Origin of the sequence: Streptococcus sp. E29BA (genome assembly GCF_041807805.1) — a bacterium.
Classification (GTDB): domain Bacteria; phylum Bacillota; class Bacilli; order Lactobacillales; family Streptococcaceae; genus Streptococcus; species Streptococcus entericus.
Genome location: NZ_JBGTZA010000002.1, coordinates 59,060 through 71,720 on the forward strand (window position 1 = coordinate 59,060; position 12,661 = coordinate 71,720).

Below are 12,661 nucleotides of genomic sequence, written 5' to 3' on the forward strand. Positions count from 1 at the left end.
GTTACTTGATGCGTATAAGTAAAAAAACTCTTTTTTCTCTATGAGAGTAGAAAAGTCTTAGGTTTTCTACTCTCATAGGATTTCTTGCTCTTAATGTTCTTGATGTAGAGGACACCAGTTGACTAATCTCTGATTAGAGAGTACGATGAATACAGCTGATGTTATTCTTCGACTACTACACCTACTAACTCAATAACGATAAAGCCCTTGCTAAGATGATACTCCTAGCAAGGGCTTTATATCTGCCTTATTTTTTTATTTTGTGGGCGAGAATAATGTTGGCTAGACGGTATCGTCTAGAGTTCTATGATTCACTTCAGAAATCTGATTCGGTCTAGCTGGTGTTTGTACTCTCGGCATATGCCTCGCTAGTTTCGTTAATGGTTCGTCAGCTCTTCGGATTCCGCCAAATCTGGGTGTCAAGCAAGCCACAGAAAGCATCAACAGGTGACATGCCTGTGAATTCTGACTCACCAGCCAATTTCGCTACTAGGGCTGTCATGGTGTTGTCCATACTGTCGTAGGTATTGATGTAAGTACCGACCTGTGGCATATCTGCTAGGGCAAAGGCATGCTGAACAGAGATGACGATGGTTGGCACTTCGTGCACATAAAAAGGTTGGTCTGGCGTCCCCTTGGCTGCTGGCCAGATGATGCGCTGGGTTGTACCTCCTGAGTTGACATCGACCAAGTTAATGATGAGGTCATAGTGGTCGGTCAGATTGGCAATCGGTTGTTTCTGAGCATAGACATTGGCAATGGCTGCTCCGCGCTCCTCAGGAGGCAGTTTTATGATTCGCTCTTCGGTGGACTCCCAGATGGCAACCTCGTGCCCTCTGGCCTCTAAGAGTTCTTTGACCTTGTCAGATGCTCGCTTTTTCCCAGCGTTAATCATAGCTCCAAAGCCACCCTTGTAGCCCTCAACATTGACAATTAGAATTCGCTTGTAGCGCTCTGGCGTCACAGGGAAGATCCCTTGTTGCTTGGCCTTAACGAGGGTAATGGCCTTGTCTGCTACCTCATCTGAAATGGCTTGCGCTTCTGCCGTATGAATGCGAGACAGAGCCTCCTCTTTTGGCAACAGGATGTCTTCACGGCGTCCTTCGAAGGTATGAAGGCCCAGTTTGGCCTTGAGTCCCAGCGTCCGACGCAGGGCATCATGCAGGCGTTCGTCTGTCAGAATCCCCTTCTCATACCCCTCTTTCATCCAAGCGATGTCTTCATCAGGGTCATTGAAGAAGAGGAAAAGGTCACACCCTGCCTCGATAGCCGTCGGCAAAAGCTCTCGACGGGGCATGGATGCTGTCATCCCAATCATGTGAGAGGCATCGGTCACGATTGCACCGTTATAACCCAATTCGCCGCGCAGGAGCTCATCCAACAGCGTCTTATTGAGAGAAGCAGGCAACATGTCATCCAGCTCACGCTCTGGGTGCAGTTCTTTTTCAACATTTGGCAGGTGAATGTGACCAGCCATCACCCCTGGTAACCCTGCGTCAGTCATTTCCTTATAAATCCGTCCAAAACTCTCCATCCACTCAGACTTGGTCATGGGGTTGGCTGCATAGGAGAGGTGATGGTCACGCTCATCAATCCCGTCCCCTGGGAAATGCTTGGCAAAGGGCAGAATGCCCTGTTCCATAATCCCTGTCATGTAGACCCTGGAGAGCTCGATGGTCTGATCCACATCAGCCCCCCAGGTACGGTTAGCAATGATGGGATTGCGCCAGTTTAGGGTCAAATCCATGATTGGGGCAAAGGAGGCATTGCAGCCGACAGCTGAGGCCTCAATCCCAGCAATTTTGCCCATGTCATAAGCATAGCGAGGGTCGTTGGTCGCTGCGATTTTGATTTCGTCACCGACCTTTGTCCCGTCTGTCACGGCCCCATCACCACCAGCTTCTGTATTGGCAGCGATGAGGAGCGGAATCTTAGACTTGGTTTGCAAAATGTAATTTTGCTCCCAGACTTCTGCGGCTGTTCCCTTATTGTAGCGAACTGCAGCAATCTTATAAGTATCCAAGACTTCTGTCAGGTAGTCCTCGCTACGGCTGGCTCCCATATTGACAAAGAGTTGACCGATTTTTTCATCTAAGGTCATGCCAGCGATGGTCTCTTCCACCCAAGCAATGGCCGCCTCATCCAAGTTGTAAGGCGTTTTGGTTAAATCAACAAGATGTGTCATAAATTCTCCTTAATCTAAATTCTCCCAGAAGCGGCTCTTATAGCTTGCTTCATCATAACAACCTGCGATAACGTTATCCGCTTCATGCTCTAACAAGTCTGACCAAGACTGGGCCTCATCCCCGACGATAATCGGATAGAAAGCCACACCATTTTGCTCGGCCGCCTGACAATCGCCTGGGGAGTCTCCAATCATCAGCAAATGGTCTGGTTTCTCCACCCTGGTCAGGAGCTGAGCGAGGACATCTTCTTTTTTGCCGCGGTCTTGGCAGTAGAGGTCCGTCACAAACTCCAGAAGCCCTTGGTCGCTCCATTCTTCTTCGACCGCTTCGCGATTGGCAGAGCTAACCACATAGACCTCGCCTAACTGACTGAGTTTTTTTAGTCCTTCTCTGGCATTCGGAAAGGCTAACGCCTCACCCTCATAGGCTTTGATGTGGGTGTTAACATCATTAGACCAATCCAAGGCTGCCTGCAAATCCTGGCTGTCCTGCTCAGCAATTGCCGCCTCTAAGGAGGCGTTGGACAGCGAATCAGTCGTCTTAGCCCAATCCACCAAGCGATCAATACCTGTCACTCCAGCCGCTTGCAAGGACATGACCAGACCCGTAAAGCGGTTGACCCCACGGGTACGGGAATAGAGATTGAGTTTCTCCCAGTCTGTTTGAAAAGCATCTGGGTCTGCAATCGGAAAATGTTTCGTGATCAGCGGACCAAAGAAAAGCTCGTGCTTGTAAGTCATAGTATCCATGGCACAGCCATCTGAATCCACACAGAAAAGATAGGTTGCTCGTGTTGTCACAGTATCCTCCTTGTTCACATGATTAGCCTAGTCTGCATCCAGCAAAATAAAGGCAGAGCTGGCAGGAGGCAAGTCCAAGTCCCCAGCAGCCTGTCTAACAGCTGGGAGGTCTGGTAAAGTGCCAGGCCAGCACTGGTCAACTGCAAGCTCTGACCGTTCAAGGTCATGACAGCCGAACGACGCTTGCCTTCAGTAGGGGCGAGCAGGTAAAGGTCCGCCGATGTTGGCAGGGTTACCCGTGTTGCGCTCGTCTCTGAATTGTTGATGACCAGATAAGCATAACCTCCCTTGCCATCTTGACGAGAATGGACAAAGACATGGGCCCCCTCTCGAATAGGTTCACCACTGGCAAAGACCTGCTGCCCCATCAGGCGGTTCCAAAGGAGCACAGCAAAGTAATTTGGCCGTGGGGTAAAGACCACCCGTTCTAAGAAACCATAATCAGAAGCCGCCAAGGTATTGTGGAAAATAACCCCCTTGGTCAAACTAGCAAAGGTTCCCAATTCATTGAGGGTCCGTGGGACATCCAGATAAGTCGATGCCCAGGTATTGCCACCGCCGCCAGCATCCCCCGACTCCGTCACCCACATCTCCGCTCCAGGCACAAAGCGGTCTCGCAGCGGCAAGTAGGTCTGACAGAAATTCCCAGACACCGCCAGATACTCCTCTGACAAGGCCTCCTCAGCTGACCAATGACCACTTGGCAGGACTGGCGCTAGACGTTCGGACACCCCATTGTAGTAGTGGTAAGAAAAGACGTCCAAGCCTTCTTTGATCCCTTCCAAGAGATCCTCACAGTTGGCCACCTCACCGACCAGTTGCTCAACACCACCCGTACCTGTCGTATCAGGCTTACCAAAGACGATGTTATCCCCGCCTGTAGTACTTGGCCCCACCCTGAGACAGTCTGGGTAATGCTCACCTAACCAGGCAAAGAAAAGGTCATGGTCCCTACGATAATGGGCTGCGGTATAGCCTTTTGGAAAACCCGTCTCTTCCATCATGTTCGGCTCATTAGTAAATTCTACCGCTTCAATCGGCACTCCATAGCGTTGACTGAGGGCAAAGAGCTGCTCAGCTTGCTCGGGATTCCAGGGCTCCTCCGCCGAATGCAGCCCAGGACAGTTGGCCAAAGACACCATGAGGTGTCCCCCAACCGCCTTGACAAAGTCCAAGACACCGATCCACTGCTCCTTAGTCAGGAGGTTGAGATAGCCATCAGGCACTTGACCACCAGCTCTGCCATCAAAATCATAATAGGTCTTGGTCGCCCAAGTTCCCGACACCCGAATCCAGGCTTCGCCCAGTTCTTTGGCCAAATAGCGGAGCTTCTCATTGGACAGGTCAATCGGATCATAATACTGCATCAAATCCTTGTACATGGCTGTAATGCCTTCGCCTGTCGGTTCTACATAGAAGTCCTTAGTCCCTGCGATTTCCTCTGGCGAATAGGCCTTCCAAAAGGTCCCACCCGTCACCTCAGCAAACTCAATATTGTAAGAAACTAAGAGGGGATTGGTCTCATGAAGGGGTTGTAAGCCGTCTGTTTGTAAATGTAAGTGCACGATGCCTGTCATCCTTTCTTATAGGGATTAAGGTTAGCTGGTCAATCCCACCCTGCTAGATTGACAGAAGGGTAGGGGCTACTCCAGCTAACCTGTGATCTTATACCAGTCTTATAACTATTACACACCTGAATAGGCAGAGAAGCCACCATCAATCGGCAAGACAACGCCGTTGACAAAGCTAGATAGGTTCTCATCAGCCAGGAAGAAGATGCCACCGATTAACTCTTCAGCTTCACCAAAGCGCCCCATAGGTGTGTTGCGCAAGATTTTCTCTGCACGGGCAGATGGCGTGCCATCTTCGTTGAAGAGCAAGCCACGGTTTTGGTTGGTCACCAAGAAACCTGGAGCGATGGCATTACAGCGGATACCGACTTTTGAAAAATGCACTGCCAGCCACTGGGTAAAGTTTGAAATTGCTGCTTTAGCACCTGAGTAGGCAGGGATTTTGGTCAGAGGAGTGTAGGCGTTCATGCTGGAGATATTGATGATGTTAGCACCTGTTCGACCGATCATGTCTTGGGCAAAGACCTGTGTTGGTAAGAGTGTCCCCAGATAGTTGAGGTTGAAGACAAATTCAATCCCAGCCTTGGCAAGGTCAAAGAAGGACTTGGTTCCCTCAGGGAGATCCGACTCATGAAACTCGTTGTCCGTTGTGGCGCGTGGATTATTACCTCCGGCTCCATTGATGAGGATGTCGCAAGGGCCAAGGTCTGCCAACACTGCCTCACGCACCTCTTCTAAACTGTCTTTTTCAAGGACATTGGCCTTGTAAGCCTTGGCCACACCGCCATCAGCCACAATAGCATCCTCAAAAACTTGGGCAGCCTCTTGGTTGAGGTCCAACAGAGCAACCTTAGCTCCTGCCTCGGCAAAGGCCTTAGCCATCGAACCGCAGAGCACACCCCCTGCACCTGTAATCACCACAACCTTATCCTGAAACGAAATCACCTTTGTCATATTAATTTTTTCCTTTCTAGTTATCTCTGACTGTTTTGGTCTTGATGCCAAAATCAGGGGTTTTTCCAGCCGCTCGCATGTTGGCCTCGTAGAGACCATTGAAATAAGCCGCTCCCAAGGCACGATCGTAGAGGCCGTAACCAGGGGTCTTGGTCTGGTCACCCCAGATGCGACGCCCATGGTCAGGACGTAGCGCCCCTTGCCAGTTGTAATCAACCAAGAGCTTGATGACCGCGTTCATGTCAATGTCACCAGCCGAGGACAGGTGAGCGGTCTCTTGGAAGCCCCAATCGCCCGCGGTCACGTTACGGGTGTGCATAAAGTTAATCCGATTGCGTTTGAGGGCGTATTCGTGGATGGCTAGCACATCGTTAGCTGGGTCAGACGCGTAAGAGCCGACACACATGGTGATGCCATTGTTTGGCGAATCGTAGAGGTCGAGGAAACGCTCCACAGACTTGAGACCTGTGATGATGCGTGGCAAACCAAAGATACCATATGGAGGATCATCAGGATGAATGGCCATTTTGACACCAGCCGCCTCAGCCGTTGGCATGATGGCCATGATGAAGTATTCCAAGTTCTCCCAGAGGTCTTCTTCACTAATGTTTTCACGATAATTCTCAATGATGGCCTTCATCTCCTCCTTAGAATAGGACGAGTCCCAACCTGGCAGGTTAAGGTCATCTGCCACAGGGTCAACCCCTGCTAAGTCAGCCTTGAGAAAGGCTAACGAGGTGGTGCCGTCTGGTAGTGGGTGATGAAGGTCTGATCGCGTCCAGTCAAAAACGGGCATAAAGTTGTAGCAGACCACTGGAATTCCTGCTGCTCCAACGTTTTTAATTGAGGTCTTGTAGTTTTCAATCAACTCATCACGGTTGGGCTTGCCCTGTTTGATGTCTTCATGGACCGGGATGGACTCAATCACGGTAATCTCAAGGCCAGCAGCCTCCACCTGTCTTTTCAACTCTAGAATATTCTCCAGAGGCCAGGCTTGACCAACAGGCACATCATAAACAGCTGTGACAATCCCTTGCATCCCAGGGATTGCTTTAATTTCTTCTAGGGTAACGGGATCCTTTTTCCCGTACCAACGAAAGGACATTTTCATGACTTGTCTCCTTAGGGGTTAATTGTTGAAAAATAGCTGAGCGTTATGGTAGCAAATCCCTTCGATAAAAGGCTTGAGCAGGTCATCATCATTTGGGATTTCTTCTGCCTCAACCCAGTCACCGATAAAACTGCAGAGGATACGGCGGAAATAATCATGCCGCTGGAAGGACATGAAGCTCCGTGAATCAGTTAACATCCCAATAAAGTTGGCCAAGAGACCCTGCTCTGCATAATGGGTCATCTGATCTATCATGCCAGTCTTGGTGTCATTGAACCACCAACCTGCTCCAAACTGTAACTGACTACGCTGACCAGCCGAATTAGCTTGGAAATTGGCCAGCGTATTGGCCAAAAGTACATTGTAACTCGGATTAAGAGTGTACCAGACCATTTTAGGTAGCTGGTCGCTGCTAGCTAGGGCATCGAGGAAGCGGTTGAGGGATCGGACAGATCAATCTGGTCACCCATAGAATCAAATCCGCTATCAGGTCCCAGCTGACCAGAGAGACGGCTATGGCTGTTACGAACAGCTCCAAAATGAACTTGGGTCACTAAACCGTACTGGTGATAGAGTTTGCAGAGTGCCAGATAGATGCCTGATTGCCAGTAGGCCTTGTCTTCTTCTGTCAGGGGTTGACCAGCTAGCGCCTTGGTCAAAATCTCGTCCAACTGTTCTGGTTCAGTCGCCAGGTACTGCACTGCCCCAAAGCTAATGTCTGACGCCTGACAACCATGCGCCACAAAGTAGGCGATTCGGTCTTCCATTGCAGCGACTACATCTGCAAAACCTGTGATAGTACGGCCTGTTTTGATCGCCAGACGGTCAATAAAGTTGGCAAAATTGGCATGAGCCACAAAAACCTCATCTGGACGGAAGGTCGGCGCTACCACCATATCAATGGTCTCATCTGCTGCAATTTTCTCATGCCAGACGAGGTCATCTAAGGGATGGTCAGTTGTGCCAACAAACTTGACTTTGGCTAAGCGTAGGAGCGACCGAGGGCTGATGGCGCCACCTGCTAGGATGTTGTTCAGTCGGTCATATAGGCTCTTCCAGTTCTCAGACTTGATGACCTCATTAATCCCAAAAACGGTTTTCAACTCCAGATGGCTCCAATGGTAGAGCGGGTTCCCGAAAGCCCTGCTGACGGTTTCAATCCATGCTCGGAATTTCTCCGATTTTGGGGCTTCACCAGTGATCAAGTCCTCCGCTATGCCATTTGCCCGCATGAGACGCCACTTGTAATGGTCACCAGCCAACCAGAGGTCAACGATGTTGTGGTAGGGCTTATCCTCAAAAATCGCCTGCGGATCCAGGTGGCAATGGAAATCGTAGATTGACATGTCCTTGGCAAAGCTGTACAGGTGTTTGGCGCTTGCCGTCGTCAACATAAAGTCCATATCATTAAAAGTCATCTTATCCCTCCACTGCTGCCATAAAGGCTTGGGCAAAAGTTGTCACACTGGCGTAGCCCTCAGTCTCCACCTTGGCACTCAAGGCAGAGCCAACACCAACCGCACAAGCACCGGCTGCCTTCCAGCTGGCGACATTGTCAATTGACACCCCGCCCGATGGCATAAGCTCTACCTGTGGTAGCGGTCCGTGAATATCCTTGATAAAAGCAGGCCCTAAACTGCCGCCAGGAAATAGCTTGATGATTTCACAACCGACCTCCATCGCTGCCACAATCTCTGTGGCTGTCGCACAACCTGGGAAATAGAGCCTACCAGCCTCCTGGGCAAGGCGCTGGATACTGGCGGAAAAATGTGGACTGACCAGAAACTTTGCTCCTGCCACCAACGCCTCACGCGCCAGATCATCTGTCATGACCGTCCCAGCCCCGATGACCACGGTCTCGTCACCTGCATACTCGTCAAGCAGGGTCGCAATGACCCGACTGGCCTCTGGTGTGGTGTAGGTGATTTCGATATTTTTAATCCCTCCTGCGATGGCATGGCGAGAAATCTCCAAAGCATCATCTGATGATTTCCCGCGAATCACTGCAAAAGCATAGTTGGTTTTTAGCCGTTCTAGCATGTTAACTCCTTTCGATTATCTGATTATAAAAACGTTTACCTAATTTTATCCTATCATTCATCAGATGATTTGTCAAGGAAAAAACTTATTTTTATTTGAAACAGGAGCAAAAAAGTTAAATTCATATGATGATTCGAGAGAAGGGATGGGACAAGAGTTCCCCTGACTATCTCAAAAAAGCAACGGATTTGCTACCATTGCTTTCTGCATTAAGAAGTATGAACCTCTGTTTTTTGAACTGAGAAAAGTTTTGTTTCAGAAACTCGCTATTCAAAACCAGCGCTGACAGCTAGGATATGCCGTAGCATAGCATCATGAGCTTGGATGCTGTCCTTGCTCTTGACCGCTTCAAGAATTTTTCGGTGGGCCAGACGGCTATCATCTTGTAACTCTTTTGTAGCAAAATTATGGTTAATCAGGGTGATGGACTGATGGATAACCGGTAAAAGACTATCCAAGGCCAGATTGCCACTCATTTTAGCCAGACGACGATGTAAGGCCACGTCTAGCTGGACATGGTCGGTCGTTTGGTTATCATAAGAGGCTTCAATGGCTGCAATCAAGTCTTCCAGCTCCTGACAATCCTCTTCCGTCGCGTTGAGCGCGGCCTTAGCAGCCACACGAGGCTCTAAGAGCAAACGGATTTCAAATAAGTCGTGGGTTAATTTAGCTGTATCTTTGATAAAGGCAAATCCAAGCGGATCGTCAGCCACTCCTTTCTTGCTGCTGATATAGGTACCCGATCCCTGTCTGACTTCTAAAATATTGCGGGCAGCCAGCCGACGAACGGCCTCACGAATGGTACTGCGACCAACCTGCAACAAGGCGCCCAAATCGTATTCATTGGGCAGGCGCGTGCCTGGTTCAAATTGCTGTTCTTTGATATAGGCTTCCAGCCGTTGAGCTGCCTGGTCTGCCAAGGGTTGATGACTTTTCTTCATGTGTCCTCCTCTTCTCTTTATTATAGCAAGCCCACCCGTTCTGTCAACTTATACGAGTAAAATTTCTCTCCAATTTACAGTAAGCTATATCATTTACTGATTTGTTGCCCTCTCCATTTGACCGCACATAGTGAAAGACACCTACATCAACGTGCAGGTGCCTAACGCTTTATGATTTATAGCCAAAATTAGGGATTGCCGCCCAACGTTCCTTAAACAAGCGCACCACTTGTTTAGGGTCACGGTTACGACTAAAGAGACCCTTGTGGTTGCCCTTGATGCGAATGAGACTGACATTGGTCTCAAAATCAGCAAAGTTCCAGACCTGCTCTCCGACAAAGTAAGGTAGGCTGTCAAAGACCTCATGGTTAGCAGCGTAGTAGTCACACTGGTACTCCTCCGTATACGGAATATCCCAGAGTGAGTGGTAGCCAGGTAGGGTATCTGCACCGTACTCGGTAAACATGATTGGCTTGTCTGGGTAAAGGCGATGCCAGTGCTCTAACTCCTCTTTCAGGTTTATCTTGGCATCTTCTAATTCAGCATGGTCCTTGTACCAGCCATAGTAGCGGTTGAGGCAGATAACGTCCAGCAAATCCGTGACCAAATCCTTATCTGGCAGAGCCATCATGATATTGACCAGAGTTACTGGGCGTTTTTGAGGGTCTAAGTCACGGTAGAGCTGGATAAGCGGTGCAAAGTATTCACGCGCCCCTGCTTCATGAGAGGACGGCTCATTAGCAACCACCCACATGACCACACAGGCATGGTTCTTATCCCGCTGGACCAGTTCACGAATGACCGCTTCATGCGCCTCCTTGGTCTTCATGACTGACCAGGTGTTATCAGATGTTTCCTTATCGCCTAACAAATCCAAGGCTGCGGTAAAATTCTGGAAGAGCCCAACCGCAGGCACTTCATCGATAACCACGATTCCCATACGATCCGCCAAGCGCATCATCTCCTCAGAATAAGGGTAATGAGAGGTGCGGAAGGAATTGGCACCGATGGATTTGAGCAAATTCAAGTCCATCAGGTTAGCAGCTTCATTGAGCCCCCGACCGTTGATATAGGTATCCTCATGTTTACCAAAGCCCTTGAAATAAAAGGGGTGGTTATTGATGAGAAACTGGGCATCCTTAACCTCAACCTTACGGAGACCAAAAGGCTCATCGTAGCAATCGACGACGGTTGCCCCATCCAGTAGCTCCACACGGCAGGTGTAGAGGTAAGCATCAAGCGGTTGCCAGAGTTGCACTGGAGACAGTGTTAACTTTTGGTCAGCTTGTCCCTGCGCCACCAGCCGTCCTTGCTCGTCAAGTAGGCTAACACGCGCTTCTAACTGACTGCTTTGGGCCACTGCCACACGGATACGAGCCTCTGATAAATCTTCTGACAAAACATAGTTGACAGTAATATCCTCAATATGCTGTTTTGGTCGAGTGTAGAGCTTGACAGGTCGGTGAATCCCTGCGTAGTTAAAGAAATCAAAGTTTTCCTTAACCACCTGTTTAATGCCACCATCAGGCAGAGCTTTCTCGATGTAGTTGCCCACAGGAAGTGTGGTGTAGTCCAAAATATTATTGGCACAAACCGTGATTTTGAGGGGAGAAGCGGTCAAAAACTGAGGAGCCACCACCACTTCAAAAGGAGTAAAACCGCCTTTGTGCTCAGCTACCAGTTGCCCATTGAGGTAGACCTTGGCCTGATGGGTCACCGATCCAAAGCGCAAGACCACTTCCTCATGGTCAGCCAAAGGTGGCAACGCCATCTCGCGCTCATACCAGTTGTCTCCGATAAAGAGCCGTTTGTCCTTGTCGACCAAGACATCATTGAAAGAGGACGGTACGACCATAAGCTCGCTAACCACCTCATCCGCCAGTCGCGATTGAGCAGACGGCGCGTAAGCCCCCTGCTTAAAGTGCCAAAGCCCATTGAGGTCAAATAGTCTACGGGTTGGGGTCAAGAGTGGGTATAACATATAATTTTCTCCTATCTTATGATTTCTTGTTGGGGATGGCTGAGCAGTCCCTCAAGTTCTTGTCGACCAAGGAGATTAATATCTCCTTCAACGCTATGTTTGTAAAGGAAACTAGCCATAGCTGTGTCAAGCAAATACTGTTCCTTGCGACCATCTAGGTGACCAAAAATAATACCTGTCGTGAAGGCATCGCCAGTCCCGACACGATCGATTGCAACAGTCTCTTCAAGCGGGGTTTGTAAGAGTTGACCATTTTGGTAAAGAAAACCTTTTAGGTGGTAGCAATTATTGATTAATTCCCTCTGTGTAAAAGCGAGTGCTTTGAGTTGGTAACGTTCTACCAACTGATTAGCAACTCTAGCTACAAGGTCCAAATCCTGATAAGGACGCGTCAGGCCAAGATTGTCTTTGACATCGTGACCAGCTTGATCTGGTAAACTGATTGGCTCCAAGCCGATACAAATATCAGCTAACTCAACAAGGGGCGTCAGACCTTGTCTAGCTTCTTCAAAAGAAGGCCACAACTGCTCACGGTAATTAAGGTCAAAACTAATCCCTATCCCAAGGTTTTTAGCCGTTTTCATCGCTTTTAAGGTTAGGTCATAACAAGTTGGACTAAGTGCTGCTGTAATGCCTGAGACATGGAACCAATCAACTTCCTTGAAAATTGTCTCCCAGTCATACTGCTCAAAATTAGACTGCGAAAACGCAGAACCTGAACGATCATAGGTAATACGGCTCCTTCTAACACCAAAACCACGTTCGTAAAAATACAGTCCTAGACGACCCTCTTGATGTAGCAGATACCGACAACCAATGCCGTGTTTCTGGATAAATTTTTGGCAGGCTTGACCAACACTATTATAAGGTAAAACAGTGATGAACTCAGTCTTATAACCAAGGGAAGCTAGCCCTCCCAGAACATTGAGCTCTGCCCCTCCAAACTGGCTCTGTAATTGGGTTGTCTGTGAGAACATGAGGTGCTCAGGTGGCGAAATCCGCCACAATACCTCACCTAAACCAATAACATTCATAGTTGTCCTTTCTAGTTGCTTTTTATTGCACTAAAACGGATGG

The 12,661-nt window shown here is 49.0% G+C and carries 9 protein-coding genes and 1 pseudogene; all 10 read right to left on the reverse strand.

Going from position 1 to position 12,661, the window contains the following annotated elements; genetic code table 11:
* Window positions 1-388: 388 nt before the first annotated feature.
* Complete coding sequence (locus tag ACERC8_RS00750) at window positions 389-2,185, reverse strand: glycoside hydrolase family 3 protein (RefSeq protein ID WP_373657993.1); 1,797 nt, start codon at window positions 2,183-2,185, stop codon at window positions 389-391.
* A gap of 9 nt (window positions 2,186-2,194) precedes the next feature.
* Window positions 2,195-2,935 (reverse strand): HAD family hydrolase, encoded by a 741-nt coding sequence (locus ACERC8_RS00755; RefSeq protein ID WP_373658011.1) that lies wholly within the window; start codon window positions 2,933-2,935, stop codon window positions 2,195-2,197.
* Between the two features lie 65 nt (window positions 2,936-3,000).
* Window positions 3,001-4,551, reverse strand: coding sequence for a beta-glucuronidase (locus ACERC8_RS00760; RefSeq protein ID WP_373657994.1), 1,551 nt, complete (start codon window positions 4,549-4,551; stop codon window positions 3,001-3,003).
* Between the two features lie 120 nt (window positions 4,552-4,671).
* Window positions 4,672-5,511 carry an SDR family oxidoreductase gene (locus ACERC8_RS00765; RefSeq protein ID WP_373657995.1) on the reverse strand — a complete coding sequence of 280 codons (840 nt, stop codon included), beginning with the start codon at window positions 5,509-5,511 and terminating at the stop codon, window positions 4,672-4,674.
* Window positions 5,512-5,527: 16 nt separating this feature from the next.
* Window positions 5,528-6,622, reverse strand: coding sequence for a mannonate dehydratase (locus tag ACERC8_RS00770; RefSeq protein WP_373657996.1), 1,095 nt, complete (start codon window positions 6,620-6,622; stop codon window positions 5,528-5,530).
* Between the two features lie 18 nt (window positions 6,623-6,640).
* A pseudogene (gene uxaC, locus ACERC8_RS00775) lies at window positions 6,641-8,040 on the reverse strand (glucuronate isomerase).
* A gap of 1 nt (window position 8,041) precedes the next feature.
* Window positions 8,042-8,662 carry a bifunctional 2-keto-4-hydroxyglutarate aldolase/2-keto-3-deoxy-6-phosphogluconate aldolase gene (locus tag ACERC8_RS00780; RefSeq protein WP_373657997.1) on the reverse strand — a complete coding sequence of 207 codons (621 nt, stop codon included), beginning with the start codon at window positions 8,660-8,662 and terminating at the stop codon, window positions 8,042-8,044.
* Between the two features lie 266 nt (window positions 8,663-8,928).
* The gene (locus tag ACERC8_RS00785) at window positions 8,929-9,603 is read right to left on the reverse strand and encodes a FadR/GntR family transcriptional regulator (protein WP_373657998.1); all 675 of its coding nucleotides are present in this window, start codon (window positions 9,601-9,603) and stop codon (window positions 8,929-8,931) included.
* A 169-nt stretch (window positions 9,604-9,772) separates the two neighbouring features.
* Window positions 9,773-11,584 carry a beta-glucuronidase gene (gene uidA, locus ACERC8_RS00790; RefSeq protein WP_373657999.1) on the reverse strand — a complete coding sequence of 604 codons (1,812 nt, stop codon included), beginning with the start codon at window positions 11,582-11,584 and terminating at the stop codon, window positions 9,773-9,775.
* A gap of 11 nt (window positions 11,585-11,595) precedes the next feature.
* Window positions 11,596-12,618 (reverse strand): PfkB family carbohydrate kinase, encoded by a 1,023-nt coding sequence (locus ACERC8_RS00795; RefSeq protein ID WP_373658001.1) that lies wholly within the window; start codon window positions 12,616-12,618, stop codon window positions 11,596-11,598.
* Between the last annotated feature and the right edge of the window lie 43 nt (window positions 12,619-12,661).